Here is a 24,155-nt window from a genome sequence, read left to right as displayed (position 1 = left end):
GGTCTGGATTGCTTCGCTACGCTCGCAATGACGGAATTTGACGGGCCGGCTTCGCTTACGCCGGCGTCAGCTTCGCGACTTCCGGCATCATATCATTCAGCACGCCAGTGATCGCCGCGATCAGCTCGTCGATCTGGGCCTTGGTGACGATCAGCGGCGGGCAGATGGCGATGGCATCGAGCATGTTGCGCGAGATCACACCGCGCTCCTGGAGCATGCGGCTGGCCATGCCGCCGACGGCGCCGGGCGTCGCTGCTGCCGTCTTGCGGCCCTTGTCGAGCACGAGCTCGATCGCCGCGATCATGCCGACGCCGCGGACCTCGCCGACCAGCGGATGGCTGGTGAGCTCGCGCAGCTTGCCCTGCATGTAGCCGCCGAGCTCGGCGGCATGCGCGACCAGGCCGCGCTCCTCGATGATCTTCAGGTTTTCGAGCGCGATCGCCGAGCCGACGGGATGGCCGCCCGCGGTGAACCCGTGGCCGAGCACACCGATCTTGTTGCTCTCGTCCGCGATCGGCTCGAACATCTTGTCATTCATCAGGATCGCCGAGAACGGGAAATAGCTCGAGGTGATCTGCTTGGAGACCACGAGCACGTCAGGCTTGATGCCATAGGTCTCGCAGCCGAACATCTTGCCGGTGCGGCCGAAACCGCAGATCACCTCGTCGGCGACAAGCAGGATGTCGTACTTCTTCAGGACCGCCTGGATCTTGTCCCAATAGGTCGCCGGCGGCACGATGACGCCGCCCGCCCCCATCACCGGCTCACCGAAGAAGGCCGCGATCGTCTCCGGCCCTTCTTTCTGGATCATTGCGTCGAGCTCTTCCGCCCGGCGCGTCGCAAAAGCTTCCTCGCTCTCGCCGGGCGCGCCGTCCTTGTAGAAATGCGGCGAGCCCGTGTGCAGGATGTTCGGCAGCGGCAGGTCGAACGAACGATGGTTGTTCGGCAGGCCCGTGAGGCTTGCGGACGCAATGGTGACGCCGTGATAGGCGCGCATGCGGCTGATGATCTTCTTGCGCTGGGGCTGGCCGAGCGCGTTCGAGCGGTAGGCGATCAGCTTCAGAACGGTGTCGTTGGCCTCCGAGCCGGAATTGGTGAAGAACACCTTGCTCATCGGCACAGGCGCGAGCGACACCAGCTTCTCAGCGAGATCGATCGAGGGCCCGTGCGATTTGGCGGAGAACGTGTGGTAGAACGGCAGCGCCAGCATCTGCTTGTGCGCGGCGTCGACCAGCCGCTTCTCGTTGAAGCCGAGCCCGACGCTCCACAGGCCCGCCATCGCCTCGAAATAGCGCTTGCCCGACGCGTCGAACACGTAAGGGCCCTCGCCGCGCTCGATCACCAGCGGACCGGCCTGCTGATGGGCGCGCGCATTGGTGTAAGAATGGAGCTGGTAGGCCACATCCCGGGCTTCTTGCGAATTGGGCAGCATGGACATTTGCGGGGATCCCTTAAAGTCGTCGCGTTGCCGGCGCGGCTCACGTCATCACTTGATTACGAAGTTACTGGCTATTGCCATGAGGCAGAACTTGCAACGCCAATTCATCGGCAGCGAGCGCTCAGCAGCGTTGCACAAAGCCGCACACGGGTAGCTTGCAGAGCTGGCGGCCCTCAGGCCGCGCTGTCGTCATCGCCGTCGTCGGCGGCGGCAACGGCCTCCCTCACCTCGACGAGTGCCATCGAGAGCAGATAGACCGTTGTGGGCAAACCAACGCGGCGCGCCGCCTCGGCCGCACGCGACAGCTCACTGGCCAGCTCCTTGAGCTCGTCTCCCCGTGACAATGTCCCACCCCATCCGCCGATCGCGGCCGCCTACACCGCAACGGCGCCGCTGGCTCTGATCAGTTCGGCGCTGGACTGGATCGTAGCAAAATTCCCGATGACATTCACCACCGACTGTTTGTAGGCGGCCGGCTCACCCGTGCCCGGCTGCCGGCAGGCCACGGCGTCTGTGACGATTTGGTAGCGATGGCTGCGGTGAAACCCGTCCACGGCGGTGGCCAGGATGGTCTCGTCCAGGGAGAAACCGATCACCACGCAGCGCACATTGCGGATATTGGACATGTAGTCCACAAACCGCGCAGAGCTGTAGGCCGACGGCAGCGGGTGCTCGAACGTCATCTCTCCCGGCTTCGGCTTCGCCTCCGCAATCCAATCGGTCAGCTTCGATGCCGGATTGAACCACGCCGCCTGGGCGATGCGCTTCAGATGCATCACCGGCCAGAGATTGGTGCGCCACAGCGCCAGAAGCTCCAGGCAGCGCAATGTAGAGGCGTCGCCGTCGAGGACGACGTGGCGACGCCCGGGGGTCAGATATTCGACCTGGAGATCCGCACAGACCAGGATCGGTGGATCGTCTTGGATGGAAGCCAACATTGTCTTGCGCAGAGCTGCACCAGTTTCAGCGGTCGGCGGCTGCGAGGTCGCGCAGCGGCGAGGTCACTGCCCGCCCCGCCGATGCGTCGAGCACGCCGGGCCGGTCCCAATCGCCCTCGGGACGGATGATCACATAGGGATCGCTGTCCAGCGTGATGGCATCCGGCCCCGGCTCGATCTCCAGCAGCATCTCCGTGTAGGCGAAATCCGAGAAGGTGATCTTGCGATTGTGACCGAGCGGCTTGGCGCCGAAATGGGCCCAGAAATCGACCAGCCGGTCCTGCGCCTGGCCGTAGATCTTGCGAAACCCCTTGCGCTTCACGTAGTCGACGCTCGCCTGCACCAGCTTGAACGAGACGCGCGAGCGCCGGTATTGGTGCCGTACTGCGAGCCGCTCCACCTTGGCGAAATCGCCGAAGAAGCGCACCCGCAGGCAGCCCGCGGGCTCGTTGCCGACATAGCCGATGAAATGGGCAGCGACCATGTCGTTGCCGTCGAACTCCTCGTCGAACGGACAATCCTGCTCGGCGAGATAGACCGCCGAGCGGATGGCGATGACCAGCATGAGATCGCTGGGGTCGCGCGCGAGGCGGATCGTGATGGCGCGGGAGTCAGGCTTGGCGAGGGGGATCCTAGTGCCGTGCATCTGCAAAACTCCTTGCTTGGATAACCGCGCCCGGCATGAGCATCGGCTGCCGGTGCCAGGGGCGCTCGTAACACCAGAGGTCGGGCTGGAAGCTCGGGACAGGCGCAAAGCCGGTCGCTCTCATGATCTCGCGTCCGGCCACGGTTGACGGCTGCGCATAGCAATCGGCGCCGCGAAATCTTAACTGTCGCAGATGAGCCGCGGCCTTGCCGAGACCGGCGACGCCGCGCCCGGTCGCCGCGATCGCCCAGATGTAGATGGCAGCAACGTCTTCCTGCGGAGAGGCAAGATAATGCATCTCGGGCGCGGTGAGGCAGATCTCGTCGAGCAGCAGGGCATCGTGCCCGCGCTCGCTCAAAAACAGGAAGGCCATGCCGCCGACGAGATGGCCCTGCCGGCTGAAGGTCAGGATGCTCTGGGGATCGAATGTGAAGTATCTGGCGAGCTCGGCCGCACCGATCTGCACGCCGGGCACCAGCCGCTGCGCCATTTCGGAAAGGGCCGCGATTTCGGAAAATTGCGCGCAGCGGACGTCGATGTCCGGACTGGGCTGCAGCGCGTCGAAATCATGCCTTGCGGCAAACGAGCCCCTTTCCATACCTACCTCGCCCCTCTATCGTTCGCGGCTTTCGTACCCCGCTATGACGATGAGCTTAGCGGCTGGGGATCAGGAGTATGCAGCAGTTATTGCACCGGGGTGCTGCGATGATGCAGCACCGTGAAGAAGCCCTGGACGCGTCCTGGGACGATTTGAAACTGTTTTTAGCTTGCGCAAAGTATAAAAGTTTCCGCAACGCCGCCGAGGAGCTCGGGCTCACCTCCACCACCTTGATGCGCAGGATCGACCGGCTCGAAGAGAGCATCGGCTGCAAGCTGTTCCTGCGCGACCAGAGCGGGCTCACGCTGAGCGATGAAGGCACCGGGATGATCGCCGACGTCGCGCATATGGAGCGTCACGCCTTCAACGTGTTCCGACGTGCCTCGCGCGCGTCGAACGATACGTCGGGCACCGTGCGCGTCGCGGTCACGGAAGGCCCGGGCAATTTCTGGATCCTGCCGCGGCTGATCGATTTCCAGAAGACCTATCGCAAGATCACCGTCGATCTGCGCTGCGCGATGGAGCAGGCCGACGTCGCACGCCTGGAGTCGGACATCGCGATCCAGCTCGAGCCGCCGACCAATCCCGACCTGATCGTCGCCAAGCTCGGCCGCCTGCACATCTATCCCTTCGTCTCCAAAGAGTATGAAAACCTCTACGGCGTGCCGGCCACGCTCGCGGACTTGCCGAACCACCGCATCATCAAGCAAAGCGCGCCGCAGGTCGACGATAGCGCCTACGCCCGTGTGCTCGGGCTGAAATCACTCGAGGGCATCGTCGGGATCAAGACCAACTCCTCTGTCGGCGTGCTCTATGCGGTGGAGCGCGGCGCCGGCATCGGCTTCCTGCCGACCGTGTCGATCGCGCTCGGCGCGCCGCTCGTTGCCGTCGATCTCGGCGTCAGCCATCATGCCGATCTCTGGCTCACCTATCACAAGGAATTCCGTGACTCCGAACGCCACAAGATCGTGGTCGAGTGGCTCAAGAAGATCTTCGATCCCAAGACTCATCCCTGCTTCCGCGACGAGTTCATCCATCCGAACGCGCTGGTGCCGATGATGACGGCCGCGCGCGAGGGCTTTGGATTGACCGGTTATGTCGCGGCAACGCCGACGTAAGCTCGAACGATCGGCGTCCTACCACCTGTATTCGAAGCCGACCGTGCCCTGGTGCGAGGTCAGCTCGTTGCGGAACTTGCCGTCGTAGTTGATGTAGAGCCGCGCGGTGTTGGTCAGGCTGAGTGAGGCCGAGGCGCCGGCATCCATGCCGTAGCGGCTCTCGCCGATGCCGGGGACAACGATATTCTGGGTCCCGAGGCTGACCTGCACTGATCCCAAATTCTGGTAGAAATTGTCGACGAACTTGCCGTAGGCCGACAGGTCCAGGATCTTCTGGTCGAAGATGAAGTAACGCCCGATCTCCGCGCCGATCATGACGCGCGCGCGAGAGAGCGCGCTGGAACCGACGTTGAGCGGATCGAGGCCGCCCGCCTCCTGGAACGCCACGCTGGTGGCGCGCACATATTCGAGCGCGCCCTTGGGCACGACGCGCATCTGGTCCTTGGTCCAGTAATAGCTGATCTCGGTCAGCGCGCCGTCGACCGCGGCGCGATAGCCCGCGGTGGCAAGGCCAAAGCCGGTATCCCGGCTGGAATGGACTTTTCCAAAACCGTGCACCACCGCAAAGGCCCAGGTCCATGGGCCCTTGTCGACCGAGCCGTTGAAGCCGATCTGGGTCAGGTCGAGCGTCGCCGACTGGAGCGCCAGCGGCACGTCGATATCGGTATGGCTCTGGTCGACGGAGAAGCCGAGATTGACGCCGGGCGCGACCCGCGCGCCGAAACCGGCGACGCCGCCGAACGTCTTGCGCTTGTCGCCGAGGAAGTCGCCCTGCGCATCGGTCCGCACCGAAATGCCGTAGCCCTCGAACCAGGTCCGGTAGCGCGGATCTTCGGTGCTCGCTGAGGCGCCGCCGCCGCCGGGATTGGTCCGGAACGCCCGATTGACGCCGCCGGATGCCTGATTGCCGAGGCGCTCCAGGAAATTCGAGCCGAGATTGAGCGCGCTGTTGCCGGCCGACTGGTCGTAATTGGTCGAGGTCGGCATTGGGATCGGCGTCGGCGACGGGGTGGGCGTCGGAGACGGAACGGGCGTCGGACTTTGCGCGAAGCCAGGTGTCGCCGGCATCACCACGACGAGCGCAAACGCAAAAATCATGGCGATCGCAGCCGCGATCCGGCGGACGCGGTCCAGCCCGATCATCTGCCGTGTGCCGGAGAGCTGCGAGGCGCAGCGCATGACGATGAATCCCAAAGCAAGGTGGCGGCGCGCAAAAATGCAACACGATCTGCAGCGCGCGCGGCGATTTGGGCCGAACTGCCACGGAGGGTCAACGGCTGGCGCACCATGGCCGAGGCTATTGCCCTCGATTGTGGTTCCGATGCCACAGGGCACAAATAGCAGGCGGCGATATCAGGCCCGACCTTGAAATCCGCACGCGGCTTGCTAACGCGCGATTTTCATGTTGCAATATCGGACACAATCGGAATTGGCCGCTCAGCTGTGCGTTTCGCGACGATGAGACTCGAACAGACTTCCGGAAGCCCGTTTGTGGCGTGGCACGCGAAAAGCGGCCGCGTCGTTTTTGTATCTAGCGGAGGAGACTGAGGATGTCGCAAAAGGGCACCGTCAAATGGTTCAACCCGACCAAGGGTTATGGGTTCATCAAGCCGAACGGCAGCGATAAGGACGTGTTCGTCCACATCTCGGCCGTCGAGCGCGCCGGACTTTCGACCCTCAATGAAAACCAGGCGGTTGAATACGACCTCGTGGAGAACCGCGGAAAAGCATCCGCGGAGAACCTCAAGGTCTCCTGATTTCTCTCAAAGCTACGCGTGAGAGATCATGACGATGCCCCCGGCTCTGCCGGGGGATTTTGTTTTGCCGCGACGAAACGTCGGCGGCCCTTCAGCTCACCACCGGCGCAACCAAAAAATTCTCCGACGCTGCGCTTCCCGCCGTCTTGCAGACATCGCCCTCGATCCGGACCTTATCGGTCGCGAGCAGCCGCAGCGCTTCGGGATAGATGCGGTGCTCGACTTCGAGGATGCGTTCCGACAGCGTATCGCCCGTGTCATGGTCGCTGACAGGCACCGCGCCCTGCATCACGATCGGGCCGGCATCGGTCTCGGGGATCACGAAGTGCACTGTCGCGCCAGACAGCTTTACGCCGGCGCGCAAGGCCTGGCCGTGCGGGTCCAAGCCTGGGAACGACGGCAGCAGCGACGGATGGATGTTGAGCATCCGCCCGTACCAGGCCCTGGTGAACTCAGCCGTGAACAGGCGCATGAAGCCGCCGAGGCAAATCAGCTCGATGCCGTGCTGGTCGAGGGCTGCCTGCAGCACCTTCTCGAAGCCGGCGCGGTCCTTGCCGAACGGCTTGCTCTCGATCACCAGCGTGTTCACGCCGCTCGCTTTGGCCCGTTCGAGCCCGAGCGCATCGGCCTTGTTCGCGATGACGAGCGAGATCTCCGCCGGAAAATCCGGCACGCTGGCGGCCCTGATCAGCGCGGACATGTTGGAGCCGCGACCGGAAATCAGGATGGCGACGCGGCGCTTCATCACAGCGCCAGATCGAGGTGACCGTTATAGACGACGCGGTGCTCGCCCTCGGCCGGGATCACGGTGCCGAGCTGCGCCACGGTCTCGCCGGCGTCGGTGAAGACCTGCACGACCTGATCGACCTTGTCAGGCTCGACGATCGCGATCATGCCGATGCCGCAGTTGAAGGTCCGCAGCATCTCCAGCTCGGCAATGCCGGCTTGGGCAGCCAGCCATTTGAACACCGGCAGCACCGGCAGGCGCGCCAGATCAATGCCGACGCCGAGGTTCTGCGGCAGCACGCGCGGAATGTTGTCGGTGAAACCGCCGCCGGTGATGTGGGCGAGCCCCTTCACCGCGCCGGTCTCGCGGATCGCGCGCAGGCAGGATTTGACGTAGAGCCTGGTCGGCGTCAGCAGCGCGCCGCCAAGCGTCATCACGGGGGCAAATGGCGCCTGCGCCTCGAAGCCGAGGCCGGATTGCTCGACGATCTTGCGCACCAGCGAGAAGCCGTTGGAGTGCACGCCCGATGAGGCAAGCCCGATCACGGCGTCTCCCGCGGCGATGTCCTTGCGCGGCAACAGTGTGCCCCGCTCCGCGGCGCCCACTGCGAAGCCGCCGAGGTCATAGTCGCCGTCCTTGTAGAGACCGGGCATTTCGGCGGTCTCGCCGCCGATCAGGGCGCAGCCGGATTCCCGGCAGCCTTCGGCGACACCGGCGACGATCGAAGCCGTGGCCTCCGGGTCGAGCTTGCCGCAAGCAAAATAGTCCAGGAAGAACAGCGGCTCGGCGCCCTGCACGACGAGGTCGTTGACGCTCATGGCGACGAGGTCGATGCCGATCCCGCCATGCAGCCCGGTCTCGATCGCGATCTTGACCTTGGTTCCGACGCCGTCGGTGGCGGCGACCAGGATGGGGTCCTTGAAGCCGGCCGCCTTGAGGTCGAACAGGCCCCCGAAGCCGCCGATCTCGGCGTCGGCGCCGGGGCGCGCAGTGGCGCGCACCATCGGCTTGATCAAGTCGACGAGGCGGTTGCCCGCGTCGATATCGACGCCTGAATCGGCGTATGTGAGGCCGTTTTTGCGGTCGGTCATGCCCGATTTCCAGTGGGTTTGCGGCTGGTTACGTCGAATTCCGGGGACGCGCAATGGCTCGCATGGCGCGCCCGGCCGTACTATGTAGATATCAACCGGTTCAGCCTCCTGAAGGGGCCGGATTCGAGGTCAGGCCGGGTGCCGGGAAGCGCCGTGTGAGTATTCCAAATATCATTACCCTGGGCCGCATCCTGCTGGTCCCGATCATCGTCTGGGCCATTGTGTCGAGCCAAATGGAGGTGGCGTTCGCCCTCTTCCTGATCGCCGGCATCAGCGACGCCGTCGACGGCTTCCTGGCCAAGCGCTTCAACATGACGAGCGAGCTCGGCGCCCTGCTCGACCCGCTGGCCGACAAGGCGCTGTTGGTGTCGATCTACCTCGCGCTCGGCATCTGGGGCGCCATCCCGCGCTGGATCGTGATCCTGGTGGTGTCGCGCGACATCATGATCGTCACCGCGGTGATCGTATCCTGGCTGTTCGACAAGCCGGTCGAGATGAAGCCGTCGAAAGTATCCAAGTTAAACACAGCGGCCCAGGTTGCTTATGCCGCCCTGATGCTGGCCTCCCTTGCCTTCGGCTTCAAGCCGGCGCCCTATGATATTATCCTGATGAGCCTCGTCACGGTCTTCACGCTCTCCTCGGTGTCGCTCTACCTCGTCGAGTGGCTGCGGCACATGAGCACGATCGAGGCCAAGTAGCGCGATCGAGGCCAAATGAGCCGGGATGCGGCCCCGCAAAAGGCCAACTCCCGCTCGATGAAGTCGAATCTTTCAACCGAGGCCGGCCATCCGGCATGGAGCAAACCAAGCGTGGCAGGCCGCGTTCACCCCCGACAATTGGCGTTCTCGCTTCCGCATGCGGAAAGCCTTAGCCGGGACAATTTCCTCGAAGGCCCTGCCAACGCCGCTGGTCTTACCCTCGTCAACGCCTGGCCGGAATGGCCGAACCGGATCATGTGGCTGGCCGGCCCCGAAGGCAGCGGCAAGAGCCACCTTGCCGCGATCTGGGCTGAGGACTCCGGCGCTCGGTCGACCGCCGGCAATGCGCTCGCCGCCGCAGGCGTTCCGGGCGCGCTCGCCACCGGCGCGCTGGTGGTCGAGGATCTCAAGGCCGGGGATTTTGACGAGCGCGCCCTGTTCCATTTGATGAACCTGGCCCGCGAGGACGGCGCCTACGTCCTGTTCACGGGACGCGAGCTGCCGGCTTCACTCGCGATCGAGCTTCGCGACCTGCGCTCGCGCCTGCGCGCCGTACCTGTCATTTCGCTGCTGCCGCCTGACGACCAGCTCTTCCGCGGCCTGATCGTGAAATTCTGTGCCGACCGCCAGCTCAGCGTGGACGAGAGCGTGGTCAGCTACCTCACCACCCGCCTGGAGCGGTCCTCGGCCGCCGCCCGGCAAGCCGTGGAAATGCTCGACAGCGAGGCCCTGCGCCTCGGCCGCCCGGTCACGAGGGCGCTGGCCGCCGAGCTGCTCCGGGACGCTTGAGCCGTCGCCCGCCTCCGAGGCCGCTTGACGCGGCGCGGTGGCGGAACATCAATGTCATCGAAACGTCATCGCACTAACACATGCTCCCGGCGATTTTGCGCCTAAGTCGCGAATTGGGGCGAACTGGATGGATCGACTTCTCATGGACTCCGTGCAAGCTGTTGAAACTAAAGAAAAAGACACGGAGATCGAGGGCCAGCCGGCAATCGCGTCGAGCCCGGAGCGGTTCATCAACCGCGAGCTGTCCTGGCTGCATTTCAACCGCCGCGTCCTGGAGGAAGCGGTCAATCCCAGCCACCCCATGCTGGAGCGGGTGCGATTCCTGTCGATTTCGGCGAATAACCTCGACGAGTTCTTCATGGTCCGCGTCGCCGGCATCAAGGCCCAGGTCCGCGAGGGCATTGCCGAGCGGGCCCCTGACGGCCTGACCCCCTCCGAGCAGCTCACGCTGATCAGCCGCACCGTCTCCCAGCTTGCCTCCGACCAGCAGGCGATCTGGGCCGATCTGCGCGGCACGCTCGCCGATGTCGGCATCGTGCTGGTCGAGGGCAAGGACGTCACCAAGGCGGAACGGACCTGGGTCGAGGATTACTTCCTCCACAACGTGTTCCCGCTGCTGACGCCGCTGGCGATCGACCCAGCCCACCCCTTCCCGTTCATTCCGAGCCTCGGCTTCACCATCGCGCTCCAGCTCACACGCGCCGCCGACGGCAAGCAGATGAACGCGCTGATCCGCATGCCTGGCAAGATCGACCGCTTCATCCGCCTGCCGGTCGAAGGCAAGGTGGTCCGGCTGATCACGCTGGAACAGGCGACCGGCCTGTTCATCAACCGCCTGTTCCCCGGCTACAATCTCCAGGGCCAGGGCGCCTTCCGCGTCATCCGCGACTCCGAGCTCGAAATCGAGGAAGAGGCCGAGGATCTCGTCCGCCTGTTCGAGACCGCGCTGAAGCGGCGCCGCCGCGGGTCGGTGATCCGGCTCGAGATCGACGCCAAGATGCCGGAGCAGCTGCGCAGCTTCGTGCAGCACGCGCTGTCGACCGCCGACGACGAGGTCTTCCTCGTAGACGGCGTGCTCGCCATGAACGAGCTCTCGCAGCTGACCCGCGTCGACCGGCCCGACCTCGAATTCACCCCTTACGTGCCGCGCCATCCCGAGCGCGTGCGCGAGCAAGGCGGCGACATCTTCGCTGCGATCCGGCAGAAGGACCTCGTCGTCCATCACCCCTATGAATCCTTCGACGTCGTGGTGCAGTTTCTCCAGCAGGCGACGCGCGACCCCGACGTCGTCGCCATCAAGCAGACGCTGTACCGCACCTCCAGCAACTCGCCGATCGTGCGTGCGCTCGTGGAAGCCGCCGAAGCCGGCAAATCCGTCACCGCGCTGATCGAGCTGAAGGCGCGCTTCGACGAGGAGGCCAATATCCGCTGGGCACGCGACCTCGAACGCGCTGGCGTGCAGGTCGTCTACGGCTTCCTCGAACTGAAGACCCACGCAAAGCTCTCGATGGTGGTGCGTCGCGAGGGCGGCAGCCTGACGACCTACGTCCACACCGGCACCGGTAATTATCACCCCGTGACCGCGCGCATCTATACCGACCTCTCCTACTTCACCTCGGACCCCACCATCGGCCGCGACGCAGCGCGCGTGTTCAACTTCATCACCGGCTACGCCGCGCCGAGCGATCTGGAAAAGATGGCGGTATCGCCGCTGACCTTGCGCAAGCGCATCATCGAGCACATCCAGGGCGAGACCGCGCATGCCAAGCATGGCCGTCCCGGCGCGGTCTGGATGAAGATGAATGCACTGGTCGACCCCGACATCATCGACGCGCTCTACGAGGCCTCGCAGGCCGGCGTGCAGGTCGAGCTCGTGGTACGCGGTATCTGCTGCCTCCGGCCCGGCATTCCCGGCCTGTCGGAGAACATCCGCGTCAAGTCGATCATCGGACGCTTCCTGGAACACGGCCGAATCTACTGCTTCGGCATGGGCCAGGGCCTGCCGAGCGCCAAAGCGGCTGTGTATATCTCCTCGGCCGATATGATGCCGCGCAACCTCGACCGCCGCGTCGAGGTGCTGTGTCCGCTGCAAAATCCCACGGTGCATCAGCAGGTTCTCGAACAGATCATGGTCGCGAACCTGAAGGACAATGAGCAGAGCTGGCAATTGTTGCCGGACGGGTCCTCAACGCGTATGAAGACCGCGAAGGGCGAGGAGCCTTTCAACGTCCACAACTACTTCATGACAAATCCGAGTCTGTCTGGCCGTGGAAAGTCGCTCAAGGAATCCTCGCCGCGTCGTCTCACGCGCCGCAATGAACGCCATCAATCCTGATCCGGGATTTGTGACGTGACGCGGCCGCGCAAGCGCGGCTCCAGCGTCGCGGTCATCGACATCGGCTCCAACTCGGTCCGTCTCGTCGTTTACGAAGGACTGACGCGGAGCCTCATTCCGATCTTCAACGAGAAGACGCTGTGCGGCCTCGGGCGCGAGGTGCAGAGCACGGGCCTGCTCGCGCCCGATGCCGTCGACAAGGCGCTGACCTCGCTCAGGCGTTTTCGTGCGCTGTGCCGGGTGATGCAGGTCGGGCGTGTGTTCGCGATTGCGACCGCAGCCTGCCGCGACGCCTCCAACGGCCCCGACTTCATCGCCAAGGCCGAGCGGATCTGCGCCGTGAAGATCGAGATCCTGTCGGGCCCGCGCGAGGCGCGGTTGTCGGCGCTCGGCGTGATCTCCGGCATCCACCATCCCGACGGCATCGTCGGCGATCTCGGCGGCGGCTCGCTCGAGCTGATCGACGTGCGCAAAAACACCGTGCGTAGCGGTGTGACGCTGCCGCTCGGCGGCCTCGCGCTCCAGGACCTCGCGCACAAATCGCTCAAGCGCGCCGACCGCATCGTGCGCGAGGAGATCGACGAGGTGCCGCTGCTCGCCGCGGGACGCGGCCGCACCTTCTACGCCGTCGGCGGCACCTGGCGCGCGCTGGCGCGCATCCACATCATCCAGAGCGGCTATCCGCTCCAGGTGATGCACGGCTATTCGATCTCGGCCGCCGAAGCGCTCGATTTTTCGCGTCGTCTGCGCCGGCTTGCGGCCACTGGCATGCTCGCCGACATCGAGATCGTCGCCGATGCGCGCCGCCCGCTCCTCACCTATGCGGCGCTGGTGCTCGAGCACATCATCCGCGTTGCGAAACCCAAGACCATCGTGTTCTCGACCTTCGGCGTGCGCGAGGGCCTGCTGCACGAAAAGCTGTCCGAGACCGAACGCAACAAGGACGGGCTGATCTGCGCCGCGGAAGAGCTGAACCAACTGCTGTCGCGTTCGGCCAAGCACGCCCGTGAGCTGATCGCCTGGACCGATCGTCTGGTGCGCGTCGTGAAGCTGCGTGAGACCGCGGAGGACCGACGGCTGCGTCACACCGCCTGCCTGCTGTCCGACATCGGCTGGCGCGTGCATCCCGATCATCGCGGCGAGCAGACGCTCAGCCTCGTCGTCAACGGCAATTTCGGCGCGGTCACCCACACCGAGCGCGCCTTCGTCGGCCTGTCGGTGTTCTATCGTTATGCGGGCCTCAGCGAGGAGAACCAGCCGCCGCTCACGACGCAGGAGTTGCTGACGCAGGCCCAGCTCGAACGCGCCCGTCTCCTCGGAGCGGCGTTCCGCGTCGCCCATCTGATCTCGGCAGCGCGCCCGGGCGTGCTGCCGGCCACGCATTTCCGGACCCAGGGGCGCAATCTGATGCTGGTGTTCGAGCACCGGCTTGGCGACCTCGTCGCCGACCGCGTCGGCAGCCGGTTCAAGCAGCTCGCCCGCCTGATCGGCCGCGCGGGCTCGATCGTGAGGCGCTAGGGCGAGAGACTAGGCTCCCTCTCCGCTTGGCGGGCGCTGGAGGCTTCTCCAGCAAAAATGGAAAACAACCCCATGCACAGTAGAGCCAGGTCTGCCGGCCAGCGCAGCGGCCGGTCGCTCAAGCCATTGCCGCGTCGAGCAAATCACGAGCAAACCGGCAAGGCCCGCGGCCCCTGCGCCGCAGGTTCGTTTTCGCGATCTGACGCGCCATCGGCCAAGCTCGCTTCCCGGTCGTACACATTTCGTATTTTTCGAATCGCAGCTTGACGCGTCGGGCAAAACAGTGGCATTATGCCATGCTGCCCCTTTCGAGATCGCGTCAGGCCGGTCACCCTCGAAAGGCTTGTCAGATAGCATCAACGTTCTGGATTTCCACGCCGCGGCGGGAGCACCAAGTCGGCCGCTTCCTCCGCGTCTTTAAGGAACTCGCTGCGCGGCGCGCCCATCTGCGCACGCATGGTCAGACCGCGGCCAAGGTCGAGCACCTGGCTCGCGCGCACCGCAACAGGAAAGTCAGCCGGAATTTCTCCCGCGCCGATCCCGTCGTAGAAACGCCGTTCCACGAGCGCCCGAGGGACTTAGCGCGAGGCCGAACGTCACCTTCGGAGGAGCCTCTGATGACACACACAGCGAACCATTCGATCCCAAAACAGGGCAAACTTCGCCGCGCCGTCGCGGCCGTCGGCGTCTTCCTGCAATAGATGCCTCGTACTCTTCGCCACCCTCGCTATTGCGTGAGATCTCCCGCGATCGCGTCGAAGCTGCTCGACCAAGTCCCCGGGCGATCGACCGCAGGCTTTCCCCGTTCAAGACCCGGCTATGAAGATCGTCGCGCTCCGTCGCGCTCAATTGGCTGTAGTAGCGTCCCATGCTCACCCTCAATATGGGTACGGGGTGTTGCACTTCAAATTGGAATCCGCCGCACACGGAAGCAATTGAGTGCACTGTCACCGTAATTCAAACCCGGCAGGACACGCCGGGACAGGGCTGGAAAGGAGCCCCTTCCCGAACCGGATTGCTCAGCAAAATCAGGACCGTCCGGGAAGCGGCGGGACCACTTTTGACGTGGTCTCGCGAATTTCAAGACCGGTGTTTTAAACCACTCGGCCACCCTTCCAAACCAGGAACGGCTGTCGCTTAACGTAGTCCTGAGACGCACGAGAAAGGATTCTGCTGCGGAGCGGGTACAACACTCAGTGCGGCGTACCGGGCGGTAGGTTTCTGAAATCTACAGGGTTCTTGCCGGTAGCGAACGACAAGAGATTCTTGCCGGCTAGCGGTAGATACCTCGAAGTATTATCGGACGTCACCTTTTTGTCAGCCATAATTTTAGCCACGTCGGCATCGATGTGAAGCTTGTCAGTCGTCGAATAATCCGGACTTACCGAATCCGAGGTCCAAACGTGCAACTTTAATCCGTAGTCACCCTCTAGCCAATCCAACTGAGGTCCTCCCTCTGCATTGAACCAGAAGAACCTGAGGGCATTTGGTATGGTTTCATAGCCATCAATTTTGAAAGGGCCGGCAACCTCTGTGTCCGCATAGTTGTTCTTGAGATCAATCTTTACAGAACCAATCCACTTGAGGGCAAAGTGGTTTCCGTTCGTGTCCTCTATCTCCAAGAAAACCTTATAGATGATCGCTTTCGTTGGAGAGGAATTATGAAATACGACAGGCAAAAACACCGTAGGCTGACTCGGCACTATATAGAACAGATGAATCATTGGTCCTGTTGAGACAGTCACATTTGAAGGGCGAAATTGGCTCAAATAGAGAGCCGTAACTGACAAGACCATGCTGATTGTGCTAAGTGTAACCGAAACAACATCCTTGACTTCCATACTCAATAGCCCGACTGCTGGAGGTGGCGAGAACGCGAAGGTATTTGATCAATCTAGTTATGGTTGTGTCAAGCCAACTAGATATCTACCCAAATAACACTGACCGTTTAAGGCGACTGTCTTCTGAGAAGCCGACAAACGTGGCATCAACGTTGAACTTAACCTCGTACCTCATCTCGTTGAGACAGAGATGGAACGTTGTCGCAGAAATGGTTCTGTCAGGTGAACATGAGGGTGTTCACTTAGCCCGCGCCTCCGTAGCCTCGGACTGGCCTCCGTCTCCGGGCCTCGTTTTGCTGGCCCCGAAAGAAAAACGGCGCCCCGTGAGGAGCGCCGCCTGAAACCGTTCGTTGCTTCGGTCGGCTCAGTAACCGCAGGAGGCGCAGCCCGTCTGCACCGGGGCGTAATAGGAATAGCCGGGCTGGACCATCTCGTGATTACGGTGACAGTGCATTCTATTATTCGCGATCCCCAGCGCCAGCGTGGTCATGCCGTCGTCCTTGCCGCGCAGATGCGCGCGAAAGCGCGTCACTGCGCCGACCGCATTGTACTGGTTCAGCGCGTTGGCGGCGTAGCTGGTCGTGCCGGGCGTTGCCGTGGGATAATTGAGCCAGGTCTTGTTCGTTGCCGTCTGCCCGACGCACTGGTTGGCCTTGTTTTGGCTATGCGAAGGTGACGTCGCCGACCGCGTCGGCAGCCGTGTCAAGCAGCTCACCCGCCTGATCGGTCGCGCGGGCCCGATCGTGAGGCGCTAAAAGAACTACTCCGCCGACGCCTTGGCGTGGCGCTCGGACGCCTCGAGCGCGGCCTGGGTCATGCTGCGCCAGCGCCAGATGTAGCCGACCACGATCACCACGACGACGCCGAGCGCTGCGCAGAGGTTTTCACCGCCTGCGCCGCCATGCGTGAACTGCGGCGGGATGTGCAGGCTGCCGAGCATCTTGTCCAGCGAAGCGCCGAACGGGCCGTCGAACAGCTTGTGCAGCCACGGTGCGATGCCGGGATCGGTCGCGATCACCTCGCCCGCGACCCAGCCGAGCAGCGCCGCGCCGGCCCAGACCAAGACCGGCAGTTTGGCGAGCAGCGCCATGATCAGCGCGGCACCGGCGACGATCAGGGGAACGCTGATGGCGAGGCCGAGCACCAGCAGCGGCACGCTGCCATTGGCGGCGGCGGCGACTGCGATGACGTTGTCGAGGCTCATGACGATGTCGGCGACGACGACGATCTGCACCGCCTGCCACAGATGCGAGGCCGACTCGACGCCGTCCTCGTCCTCCTGTTCCGGCACCAGCAGCTTGGCCGCGATCACGATCAGCGCGAGACCGCCGACGAGCTTGAGATACGGCAGCTCCATCAGGCTCGCGACGATGCCGGTGAAGATGATTCGCAGCAGCACCGCCGCGCCGGCGCCCAGGATCATGCCCCACAGCCGGTGCCGCGGCTTGAGGCCGCGGCAGGCAAGCGCAATCACCAGCGCGTTGTCGCCGGAGAGAAGGATGTTGATCCAGATGATCTTGCCGACCGCAATCCAGAAGGTCGGTTCGGCCATCTCGTTGCGAAACTGGGTGAAGAATGCCCCGATCGTAGCGGGATCGAAGATCTGCCAGAGCCAGTTCACAATACGTCCTTTCGCCCCGTCGAAATTAAAGCATGATCCGGACCCGGAGGGCCGCGCTAGCGTAAAGTGCGAAGCGGTTTTCCGAAAAGATCATGCTCCAACAATAAACTAAAGCGCGATGACGTTCATCGCGCTTTAGTGCCGGCTGATGGATCAGCCGACGATCTCGTTGCCCGAGAAGAACTGCGCGATCTCGATCGCGGCGGTCTCCGTTGCGTCCGAGCCGTGAGCGGAATTCTCGCCGATCGACTTTGCGTAGAGCTTGCGGATGGTGCCATCGGCCGCCTTGGACGGATCGGTCGCGCCCATCGCGTCGCGGTACTTGGCAACGGCGCCCTCGCCTTCCAGCACCTGGACGACCACGGGGCCCGAGGTCATGAACTCGACGAGTTCGCCGAAGAACGGGCGGGCCTTGTGGACGGCATAGAAGGTCTCGGCCTGCTGCTTGGTCATGAGGATGCGCTTCTGGGCGACGATGCGCAGACCCGCCTTCTCGATCACGGCGTTAACCCCGCCGGTCAGGTTACGGGCGGTCGCGTCGGGCTTGATGATCGAGAAAGTGCGTTCGATGGCCATAATCTTGTCCTTGAGAAGAAAGCGGTGGTTTTGCGAGTTGCGCGGCTTATATCGGCGCCTTTGCCGGACGGCAAGCGACCGCCAAAACCGCCCACGGGCGCTTCGCCGCAGGGCTGCCGGGCCGAACGTAGGCATGGATTACCAAGATTTCACCCAGATGAACCCAATCTGAAGGCCGCATTCAGGCTTTGGTTCAGCTTCGCCGGCGTAAGGTCGGCACTATCGAAACCGAAGCCTGAATATAAGGCGGACCGTTTCGGCGGCCTTGCATCGACGCGATAACCCCGCGCCGGCAGTTTTGAGGAGATCACCATGTTGAGGAAACTTTCGCTTGCCGCTGTCGCTGCGGTCGCGCTGGGTGCCGCGCTGGCCCCGACCTCCGCCTCCGCACACTGGCACGGCGGCGGTGGCGGCTGGCATGGCGGCGGTGGCTGGCATGGCGGCGGTGGCTGGCACCGCGGCGGCTACGGCTGGGGTGGGCCCCGCTTCTACGCCCCCGTCTCCTACGGTTATGGCGGCGGCTGCTATGTGCGCCGGCTGGTCCCGACCCCCTGGGGACCCCGCTGGCGGCTGATCAACCGCTGCTACTGAGCCCGACAGCACCTTAAATACCCCAGAGGTACCTTCCCCCCAGGGTACCTTCCAAGCGAAGCCCCGGCGTCCCCCCCTGCGCCGGGGCTTTGTATTTGGGCAGACACGACGAATTCATACAATTTTGACTGGAATGCCGGGCATCCCCCACCGTCCGGGAAACTATTTGGGGGGCCAAGGACTTGGTACCGTGTCTTCACTTTGAAACACGGAACCCTGCGATGGCTGGCCTTCTTGCCAATGACAGCGAACAGATCGACCGGCGCACCAGCCGCTCGATTTGCGATGCCGTGGGCGAACGGCTCCAGCAGAGCCTTCGCCCCGAACCCCGGCTCCCGACGCATCTGGAGCAACTCCTCGACGAGCTGAAGCAGCGCGAACGCGACCCGCACTGACGAAAAATCGGGTTGCGTTCGACGCGCCTTGCGGTGACAAGGCCGCATGCTGTCCATTACCGACCTCTCTATCCGCCTCGCCGGACGCCTTCTGATTGACCAGAGTTCCGTGCAGATCACGCCCGGATCGCGCGTCGGCATGGTCGGGCGCAACGGCACCGGCAAATCGACCCTGTTCAAGGTGATCCGGGGCGAACTCTCGGCCGAGCACGGCACGGTGACCCTGCCGCCGCGCTGGCGCGTCGGCAGCCTGGCGCAGGAAGCCCCGAACGGCCCCGAAAGCCTGATCTCCGTCGTACTCAAGGCCGATCTCGAGCGCGACGCGCTGCTCTCCGAAGCCGAGACCGCGACGGATGCGCACCGGATCGCAGAAATCCAGACCAGGCTCGTCGACATCGACGCGCATTCGGCGCCAAGCCGTGCCGCTGCGATCCTGTCCGGCCTCGGCTTCTCCGCCACCGACCAACTCCGCCCCTGCGCCGAATTCTCGGGCGGCTGGCGCATGCGCGTCGCGCTCGCCGCGACGCTGTTCGCGGCCCCCGACCTGCTGCTGCTCGACGAACCCACCAACTATCTCGACCTCGAGGGCACGCTGTGGCTGGAGGATCACCTCGCGCATTATCCGCGCACGGTGATCGTGATCAGCCATGACCGCGATCTCCTGGAAAGCTCGGTCGACCAGATCCTGCATCTGGAGCGCAGCAAGCTGACGCTCTACAAAGGCACCTATTCCTCCTTCGAGGAGCAGCGCGCCATGCGCGAGATGCTCGACGCCAAGGCGGTCAAGCGGCAGGAGGCCCAGCGCGCGCACCTGCAAGCCTTCGTCGACCGCTTCAAGGCCAAGGCCTCGAAGGCGCGCCAGGCGCAGTCGCGCGTGAAAATGCTGGAGCGGCTGAAGCCGATCACCGCGCTGGTCACCCAGGACGTGCGCGAGATCACCTTCCCCGCACCGGAGAAAATCCTGTCGCCGCCGATCATCGCCGTCGACAACGTCGTGGTCGGCTACGATCCTGCGGCGCCCGTGCTCAACCGCGTCACCTTGCGCGTCGACAATGACGACCGCATCGCGCTGCTTGGCTCCAACGGCAACGGCAAGTCGACGCTGGTGAAGCTGCTTGCCGGCCGCCTCGCGCCGTTCTCGGGCAAGGTGACGCGCGCGGACAAGTTGTCGATCGCCTATTTCGCGCAGCATCAGCTCGACGAACTCAACGAGGACGCCTCCGCCTACGACCACGTCCGCAAGCTGATGGGCGATGCGCCCGAAACAAAAGTGCGCGCACGCACCGGCGCTATCGGCTTCTCCGGCAAGGCGGGCGATACCAAGGTCGGCAAATTGTCAGGCGGCGAGAAGGCGCGCCTGCTGCTGGGGCTGGCGACCTTCTTCGGCCCCAACATGATCATTTTGGACGAGCCGACCAACCATCTCGACATCGACAGCCGCGCCGCGCTGGCCGAGGCCATCAACGAATTTCCCGGCGCTGTCATCATGGTTTCGCATGACCGCTATCTGATCGAGTCCTGCGCCGATCAACTCTGGATCGTCGCCGACCGCACCGTCACCAATTACGACGGCGATCTCGACGAATACCGCCGCCTGGTGCTGTCATCGCGTAACGGCGAGCCCGCCCCGCGCGAGCGCAGCGCCGCAAGCGAAAGGCCGCAGCGTCCGAAATCGGACAATCGCGGTCCGCTGAAGAAGCGCATTGCGGAAGCCGAGGGCGAGATCGCCCGCGTCACCGAGATCATCGCCAAGATCGACACCGCCCTCGCTTTGCCCGACATCTTCAGTCGCGATCCCAAGCAGGCTGCGCAACTGTCGAAAGCGCGCGCCAATGCGGCGGGCGCGCTGGCGCGCGCGGAGGAGCAATGGCTGGAAGCGAGCACGCAGTTCGACGAGGCGGCGGGTTAGCGTTCCCGCATGATCTCGTGCCGGTAGCGCTGCAATGGCGATAACAAATAGCTCAAAATGGTGCGCGAGCCCGTTCTGATCTCCACCGTCACTGCCATGCCCGGCGACAGGCTGACGAGGCGGTCGTCCACCTGCATTTGCGTCCGATCAAGAGAAATGCGGGCGCTGTAGCTGAGCTCCTGGCCGCTGGGCTCGCTGCTGTCGTGTTGCATCCCGAGGGCGCGGTCACCACGCTCCGGCGGGCGGTCGCGGATGATGGCATCCTGCGAGACGCTCAGCACACGGCCCTCCAGCAGGCCGTAGCGGGTGAAGTTGAAGGTGTCGATCTTGATGGCGACGCCCTGCCCGGCCTCGACGAAACCGATATCGCGATTGGAGATCATCGCCTCGATCTCGAGCCGCGTGTCGCTCGGCACGATCACGAGCAGCGATTGTGCGGGCGTCACCACGCCGCCGACGGTGTGGACCGCAAGCTGCTGCACGACGCCGTCGACCGGTGACGTGAGTTCCTGAAGCTTGGTCCGCTGCTGCGCCTTGATCAGATCGCGCGCGACGCCATTGGCTTTCTGCTCGCTCTTGGCCAACTCGTCGGACAGGCTTTTGCGATACTCGGCAACGGCCTGGAGACGGGTCTCGCGGATCGCTGCGACGGCCGCCTCGGCTTCCTTCAAATGGCTGCGTTGGACACCAAGCTCCTCCTGCTGCTCGATCTGGAGCTGAAGCGTCTCGTAGTAGGTCAGTTTGGAACCGATCTCCTTCTCCATCAGGATCTTGCGAATCTCGACGCGCTGCTGGGTCACCGGGAGCAGCGCATCCAGCTTGTGGATCGTTGCCGCAATGGTCTGATGCTCGGCCTCCTTCTGCGCCTCCTGGCGCGACAGCGCGGCGAGCTTGGCCCGATGCTCGCTGACCTGGCTGGCGAGCAGCTGCCGCTGCGTCGCGAGCAACAAGGGATCGGCATCCGCGGGAGGGACAAGATCGGCGGAGCTATCTTCGCCGCTTGCCAGCGCCGCGCGGAGGCGCGCGACATTGAGCCGTTCGGCCATGAGATCGTCGTGCAGACGATCGCGCTCCGCGGCATTCACGGTCGGATCGAGTTCGATCAGCACATCGCCGGATTTGACCGCCTGCCCGTCCTGCACGTGGATGGCGCGCACCACGCCGGTCTCGAACGGCTGCACCACCTTGCTCCGCCCGCTCGACACCACCTTCCCGGTTGCGGACGCCACGATGTCAATCGTGCCCCATACCGACCACGCGAGCGCCGCACAGACCATGAGCATCAGCGCCAGCGCGATGGCGCGGCCTATTGGCGACGGCGGCGTCTCGGTGATTTCCAGCGCCGCCGGCAGGAATGCGGTCTCCTCGACCCTCCGGCTCTTCGTCGTCCGGAAGGGAACGACTGTCTGCTCCGGCTTTGGGGCCGGCACGGCGCTAGCCGACCTCATAGATCCCTCCCTGAAGGCGATGCAGCGCGGCGTAGCGGCCGCCGGTCTTGATCAGCGCGTCATGCGTGCCGTCCTCGACCAGACGTCCCCGCTCCAGCGTGAAGATGCGATCGGCGCCGCGGACGGTGGACAGACGATGCGCGATGATCAAGACCGTGCGGCCTTTGGCGATCTCCCTCATATTGTCATGGATGATCCGCTCGCTCTCATAATCGAGCGCGCTGGTGGCTTCATCGAAGATCAGGATACGGGGATTGGTCACCAGCGCACGCGCAATCGCGATACGCTGCCGCTGCCCGCCCGAGAGTGTCGAGCCGCGCTCGCCGACGACAGTGTCGTAGCCTTCGGGAAGCTCCAGAATGAAATCATGCGCGCCCGCAAGCTTTGCCGCATCCATGATGCGGTCCATCGGCAGGGTCGGATCGGCCAGCGCGATGTTGTCGCGTACCGAACGGTTGAACAGCATGTTGTCCTGGAGCACCACGCCGATCTGCCGTCGCAGCCAGGCCGGATCGGTCATGACCAGATCCATGCCGTCGATCAGCACGCGGCCGCCTTGCGGCACGTAAAGCCGCTGCACCAGTTTTGCGAACGTGCTCTTGCCCGATCCCGAAGAGCCGACGATGCCGACGGTTTGCCCAGCCGGAATGTCGAACGAGACGTCGTGCAGGATTTCCGGCCCGTCGAGCCGGTAGCGAAACGCGACGTGCTCGAAGCGGATGTCGCCCCGGAGCGACGGCAGCCCCGCGCGGCCAGCCGAGTATGCCGGCTCCGCGGCGCTGTTGAGGATATCGCCGAGCCGCGCGATCGACAGTCGCGCCTGGTGAAAGTCCTGCCAGACCTGCGCCAGCCGCAGCACCGGGGCCGAAACGCGACCTGCAAAGATGTTGAAGGCGACGAGCTCGCCAACGGTCAAGGCGTCCCCGATCACGAGTCGCGCGCCGACATAGAGGATGGCGGCGGTGACGATCTTGCTGACGAACTGCACCAGCTGGCTTGCGGTGTTGCCGAGGCTGGTGACGCCGAAACTCGCCGACACATAGCCGGCGAGCTGCTCTTCCCAGCGCCGCTGCATCTGCGGCTCGACCGCCATCGCCTTCAGCGTCTCAATGCCGCTGACGCTTTCGACCAGAAAGGCCTGGTTCTCCGCGCCGCGGCGGAATTTCTCGTCGAGCCTGCGGCGAAACAGCGGCGTCGCCACCGCCGAGATCGCGATGTAGAACGGGAACGAGGCCAGCACGATACAGGTCATCAGCGGCGAATAGGCGAACATCACCGCCAGAAACACCGAGGTGAAGAACAGGTCGATGAGCAGCGTCAGCGACGAAGAGGTGATGAAATTGCGGATGTTCTCGAGCTCGCGAACCCGCGCTACTGAATCGCCGACGCGACGCGCCTGGAACCAGGCCATCGGCAGCGCCAGCAAATGATGGAACAGCCGCGCCCCCAGCTCGACGTCGATGCGGTTGGTGGTGTGCGCAAACAGGTAATTGCGGAGGATTCCGAGCACCGTGTCGAACAGCGAGACCACGACGAGGCCGATGACGAGCACATCGAGCGTCGACAGCGAGCGGTGAACGAGCACCTTGTCGATCACGACCTGGAAGAACAGCGGCGAGACCAGCGCGAACAGCTGGAGGAAGAACGAGGCAGCCACCACCTCGCCCAGCAGCCGCCGGTATTTGCCGATCGCACCGATGAACCAGGTGATATCGAACTGGCGGCCGAGGTCGGAGAGCCCGGCACGCCGGGCCATCAGGATCAATCCGCCATCCCAGATCGCGCATAGCTCGTCGCGCTCCATCAGCACCGGGCGCTGCGCTTGCGGCGACTGCACCAGAACCTTGTCGGCGGAGGCTTTTGCGATGACCATGAAGCTGCCGTCGCGCAGCATCGCGATCGCGGGCAGCGGGCTGCCGGACAGGCGCTTCCATTCCGTCCGATAGGTTCGTGCCTTCAATCCGAGAGATTTGGCGCAGCGGATGATGTCCGCTGCGCCAAAGCTTGCCGCGCCTAGCCGGTGCCTGAGCTGGTCGCGATCGGCGGCAACACCCTGCAAATGCAGCAGGGTGAGCAGCGCGTCGAGACCCGTATCGGTCGAGACCGCGTTCGTCGTCATGG

The 24,155-nt window shown here is 64.0% G+C and carries 25 protein-coding genes; 9 read left to right on the top strand and 16 right to left on the bottom strand.

The window, feature by feature from the left end; all coding sequences use genetic code 11:
- Positions 1–55: 55 nt before the first annotated feature.
- From BMW89_RS11360 to BMW89_RS11345, 5 genes are all read right to left on the bottom strand, one after another.
- On the bottom strand, positions 56–1,438 hold the full coding sequence (locus BMW89_RS11360; protein ID WP_092025893.1) for an aspartate aminotransferase family protein: 1,383 nt from the start codon (positions 1,436–1,438) through the stop codon (positions 56–58).
- Positions 1,439–1,611: 173 nt separating this feature from the next.
- Complete coding sequence (locus BMW89_RS37840; RefSeq protein ID WP_177195972.1) at positions 1,612–1,782, bottom strand: hypothetical protein; 171 nt, start codon at positions 1,780–1,782, stop codon at positions 1,612–1,614.
- 30 nt (positions 1,783–1,812) lie between these two features.
- Positions 1,813–2,376 (bottom strand): isochorismatase family protein, encoded by a 564-nt coding sequence (locus tag BMW89_RS11355; RefSeq protein ID WP_092025890.1) that lies wholly within the window; start codon positions 2,374–2,376, stop codon positions 1,813–1,815.
- A gap of 25 nt (positions 2,377–2,401) precedes the next feature.
- A complete protein-coding gene (locus BMW89_RS11350; RefSeq protein WP_092025887.1) occupies positions 2,402–3,022 on the bottom strand; it encodes a GNAT family N-acetyltransferase in 621 nt (206 codons plus the stop codon).
- The gene (locus tag BMW89_RS11345) at positions 3,009–3,620 is read right to left on the bottom strand and encodes a hypothetical protein (RefSeq protein WP_092025885.1); all 612 of its coding nucleotides are present in this window, start codon (positions 3,618–3,620) and stop codon (positions 3,009–3,011) included. The genes BMW89_RS11350 and BMW89_RS11345 overlap by 14 nt, the downstream gene beginning before the upstream one ends.
- A gap of 77 nt (positions 3,621–3,697) precedes the next feature.
- Between BMW89_RS11345 and BMW89_RS11340 the strand changes: the two genes are divergently transcribed.
- Positions 3,698–4,738: a LysR family transcriptional regulator gene (locus tag BMW89_RS11340; RefSeq protein WP_092025883.1), complete on the top strand. Its 1,041-nt coding sequence runs from the start codon at positions 3,698–3,700 to the stop codon at positions 4,736–4,738.
- Positions 4,739–4,756: 18 nt separating this feature from the next.
- Here the strand turns inward: BMW89_RS11340 and BMW89_RS11335 are convergent, their stop codons facing one another.
- Positions 4,757–5,917, bottom strand: coding sequence for an autotransporter outer membrane beta-barrel domain-containing protein (locus BMW89_RS11335; RefSeq protein ID WP_092026327.1), 1,161 nt, complete (start codon positions 5,915–5,917; stop codon positions 4,757–4,759).
- 371 nt (positions 5,918–6,288) lie between these two features.
- On the opposite strand from BMW89_RS11335, the gene BMW89_RS11325 reads away from it, so the two are divergent.
- Positions 6,289–6,495 (top strand): cold-shock protein, encoded by a 207-nt coding sequence (locus tag BMW89_RS11325; protein WP_092025880.1) that lies wholly within the window; start codon positions 6,289–6,291, stop codon positions 6,493–6,495.
- Positions 6,496–6,586: 91 nt separating this feature from the next.
- Here BMW89_RS11325 and purN read toward each other — a convergent pair whose 3' ends face one another.
- Positions 6,587–7,240, bottom strand: coding sequence for a phosphoribosylglycinamide formyltransferase (gene purN / locus BMW89_RS11320; protein WP_177195971.1), 654 nt, complete (start codon positions 7,238–7,240; stop codon positions 6,587–6,589).
- Positions 7,240–8,313: a phosphoribosylformylglycinamidine cyclo-ligase gene (purM, locus tag BMW89_RS11315; RefSeq protein ID WP_092025875.1), complete on the bottom strand. Its 1,074-nt coding sequence runs from the start codon at positions 8,311–8,313 to the stop codon at positions 7,240–7,242. Before purM ends, purN begins: the two co-directional genes overlap by 1 nt.
- Before the next feature lie 155 nt (positions 8,314–8,468).
- Between purM and BMW89_RS11310 the strand changes: the two genes are divergently transcribed.
- From BMW89_RS11310 to ppx, 4 genes are all read left to right on the top strand, one after another.
- Positions 8,469–9,011 carry a CDP-alcohol phosphatidyltransferase family protein gene (locus BMW89_RS11310; protein ID WP_092025872.1) on the top strand — a complete coding sequence of 181 codons (543 nt, stop codon included), beginning with the start codon at positions 8,469–8,471 and terminating at the stop codon, positions 9,009–9,011.
- Between the two features lie 111 nt (positions 9,012–9,122).
- On the top strand, positions 9,123–9,800 hold the full coding sequence (locus BMW89_RS11305; RefSeq protein WP_092026324.1) for a P-loop NTPase family protein: 678 nt from the start codon (positions 9,123–9,125) through the stop codon (positions 9,798–9,800).
- Positions 9,801–9,942: 142 nt separating this feature from the next.
- Positions 9,943–12,135: an RNA degradosome polyphosphate kinase gene (locus BMW89_RS11300; RefSeq protein WP_177195993.1), complete on the top strand. Its 2,193-nt coding sequence runs from the start codon at positions 9,943–9,945 to the stop codon at positions 12,133–12,135.
- Positions 12,136–12,150: 15 nt separating this feature from the next.
- Positions 12,151–13,653, top strand: a complete 1,503-nt coding sequence (gene ppx / locus BMW89_RS11295; protein ID WP_092025869.1) for an exopolyphosphatase — start codon at positions 12,151–12,153, stop codon at positions 13,651–13,653.
- Between the two features lie 356 nt (positions 13,654–14,009).
- Here the strand turns inward: ppx and BMW89_RS11290 are convergent, their stop codons facing one another.
- From BMW89_RS11290 to ndk, 6 genes are all read right to left on the bottom strand, one after another.
- A complete protein-coding gene (locus tag BMW89_RS11290; RefSeq protein ID WP_210187569.1) occupies positions 14,010–14,216 on the bottom strand; it encodes a hypothetical protein in 207 nt (68 codons plus the stop codon).
- Positions 14,167–14,523, bottom strand: coding sequence for a helix-turn-helix domain-containing protein (locus BMW89_RS38690; RefSeq protein ID WP_143062745.1), 357 nt, complete (start codon positions 14,521–14,523; stop codon positions 14,167–14,169). Before BMW89_RS38690 ends, BMW89_RS11290 begins: the two co-directional genes overlap by 50 nt.
- 323 nt (positions 14,524–14,846) lie before the next feature.
- Positions 14,847–15,494, bottom strand: coding sequence for a hypothetical protein (locus BMW89_RS11280; RefSeq protein ID WP_143062744.1), 648 nt, complete (start codon positions 15,492–15,494; stop codon positions 14,847–14,849).
- A 364-nt stretch (positions 15,495–15,858) separates the two neighbouring features.
- Positions 15,859–16,200, bottom strand: a complete 342-nt coding sequence (locus BMW89_RS11275) for a hypothetical protein (protein ID WP_092025861.1) — start codon at positions 16,198–16,200, stop codon at positions 15,859–15,861.
- A 54-nt stretch (positions 16,201–16,254) separates the two neighbouring features.
- A complete protein-coding gene (locus tag BMW89_RS11270) occupies positions 16,255–17,115 on the bottom strand; it encodes a TerC family protein (protein ID WP_092025858.1) in 861 nt (286 codons plus the stop codon).
- A 153-nt stretch (positions 17,116–17,268) separates the two neighbouring features.
- On the bottom strand, positions 17,269–17,691 hold the full coding sequence (ndk, locus tag BMW89_RS11265; RefSeq protein WP_092025855.1) for a nucleoside-diphosphate kinase: 423 nt from the start codon (positions 17,689–17,691) through the stop codon (positions 17,269–17,271).
- 312 nt (positions 17,692–18,003) lie between these two features.
- On the opposite strand from ndk, the gene BMW89_RS11260 reads away from it, so the two are divergent.
- The 3 genes from BMW89_RS11260 (at position 18,004) to BMW89_RS11255 (ending at position 20,586) form a co-directional block, all read left to right on the top strand.
- Positions 18,004–18,282 carry a sulfur globule protein precursor gene (locus BMW89_RS11260; protein ID WP_092025851.1) on the top strand — a complete coding sequence of 93 codons (279 nt, stop codon included), beginning with the start codon at positions 18,004–18,006 and terminating at the stop codon, positions 18,280–18,282.
- A gap of 221 nt (positions 18,283–18,503) precedes the next feature.
- Entirely contained in the window at positions 18,504–18,677 is a 174-nt protein-coding gene (locus BMW89_RS37835; protein ID WP_177195970.1) for a hypothetical protein, read from the top strand.
- Positions 18,678–18,723: 46 nt separating this feature from the next.
- On the top strand, positions 18,724–20,586 hold the full coding sequence (locus tag BMW89_RS11255; RefSeq protein ID WP_092025848.1) for an ABC-F family ATP-binding cassette domain-containing protein: 1,863 nt from the start codon (positions 18,724–18,726) through the stop codon (positions 20,584–20,586).
- On the opposite strand, the gene BMW89_RS11250 is transcribed toward BMW89_RS11255, so the two are convergent.
- Both BMW89_RS11250 and BMW89_RS11245 read right to left on the bottom strand, forming a co-directional pair.
- Entirely contained in the window at positions 20,583–22,034 is a 1,452-nt protein-coding gene (locus tag BMW89_RS11250) for an HlyD family type I secretion periplasmic adaptor subunit (RefSeq protein WP_092025845.1), read from the bottom strand. The genes BMW89_RS11255 and BMW89_RS11250 overlap by 4 nt on opposite strands.
- Positions 22,021–24,153 (bottom strand): type I secretion system permease/ATPase, encoded by a 2,133-nt coding sequence (locus tag BMW89_RS11245; RefSeq protein ID WP_092025842.1) that lies wholly within the window; start codon positions 24,151–24,153, stop codon positions 22,021–22,023. The genes BMW89_RS11250 and BMW89_RS11245 overlap by 14 nt, the downstream gene beginning before the upstream one ends.
- Positions 24,154–24,155 lie beyond the last annotated feature (2 nt).

It is taken from the genome of Bradyrhizobium sp. OK095 (assembly GCF_900109945.1).
In the GTDB taxonomy this organism is placed as follows: domain Bacteria; phylum Pseudomonadota; class Alphaproteobacteria; order Rhizobiales; family Xanthobacteraceae; genus Bradyrhizobium.
The sequence above is the reverse complement of the archived record's forward strand: the minus strand, read 5'-3'. Positions and strand labels throughout refer to the sequence as shown.

Excerpts from the sequence above, each read along its gene's own strand:
- BMW89_RS11250 (WP_092025845.1), bottom strand. The coding sequence starts at position 22,034 with ATGAGGTCGGCTAGCGCCGTGCCGGCCCCAAAGCCGGAGCAGACAGTC.
- BMW89_RS11280 (WP_143062744.1), bottom strand. The coding sequence starts at position 15,494 with ATGGAAGTCAAGGATGTTGTTTCGGTTACACTTAGCACAATCAGCATG.
- BMW89_RS37835 (WP_177195970.1), top strand. The coding sequence starts at position 18,504 with ATGGCTGGCCTTCTTGCCAATGACAGCGAACAGATCGACCGGCGCACC.
- BMW89_RS11355 (WP_092025890.1), bottom strand. The coding sequence starts at position 2,376 with ATGTTGGCTTCCATCCAAGACGATCCACCGATCCTGGTCTGTGCGGAT.
- BMW89_RS11325 (WP_092025880.1), top strand. The coding sequence starts at position 6,289 with ATGTCGCAAAAGGGCACCGTCAAATGGTTCAACCCGACCAAGGGTTAT.
- BMW89_RS11350 (WP_092025887.1), bottom strand. The coding sequence starts at position 3,022 with ATGCACGGCACTAGGATCCCCCTCGCCAAGCCTGACTCCCGCGCCATC.
- BMW89_RS11345 (WP_092025885.1), bottom strand. The coding sequence starts at position 3,620 with ATGGAAAGGGGCTCGTTTGCCGCAAGGCATGATTTCGACGCGCTGCAG.
- BMW89_RS11255 (WP_092025848.1), top strand. The coding sequence starts at position 18,724 with ATGCTGTCCATTACCGACCTCTCTATCCGCCTCGCCGGACGCCTTCTG.
- BMW89_RS38690 (WP_143062745.1), bottom strand. The coding sequence starts at position 14,523 with ATGGGACGCTACTACAGCCAATTGAGCGCGACGGAGCGCGACGATCTT.
- purN (WP_177195971.1), bottom strand. The coding sequence starts at position 7,240 with ATGAAGCGCCGCGTCGCCATCCTGATTTCCGGTCGCGGCTCCAACATG.
- BMW89_RS11340 (WP_092025883.1), top strand. The coding sequence starts at position 3,698 with ATGCAGCAGTTATTGCACCGGGGTGCTGCGATGATGCAGCACCGTGAA.
- BMW89_RS11260 (WP_092025851.1), top strand. The coding sequence starts at position 18,004 with ATGTTGAGGAAACTTTCGCTTGCCGCTGTCGCTGCGGTCGCGCTGGGT.
- BMW89_RS11360 (WP_092025893.1), bottom strand. The coding sequence starts at position 1,438 with ATGTCCATGCTGCCCAATTCGCAAGAAGCCCGGGATGTGGCCTACCAG.
- BMW89_RS11245 (WP_092025842.1), bottom strand. The coding sequence starts at position 24,153 with ATGACGACGAACGCGGTCTCGACCGATACGGGTCTCGACGCGCTGCTC.
- ndk (WP_092025855.1), bottom strand. The coding sequence starts at position 17,691 with ATGGCCATCGAACGCACTTTCTCGATCATCAAGCCCGACGCGACCGCC.
- BMW89_RS11335 (WP_092026327.1), bottom strand. The coding sequence starts at position 5,917 with ATGCGCTGCGCCTCGCAGCTCTCCGGCACACGGCAGATGATCGGGCTG.
- BMW89_RS11300 (WP_177195993.1), top strand. The coding sequence starts at position 9,943 with ATGGACTCCGTGCAAGCTGTTGAAACTAAAGAAAAAGACACGGAGATC.
- purM (WP_092025875.1), bottom strand. The coding sequence starts at position 8,313 with ATGACCGACCGCAAAAACGGCCTCACATACGCCGATTCAGGCGTCGAT.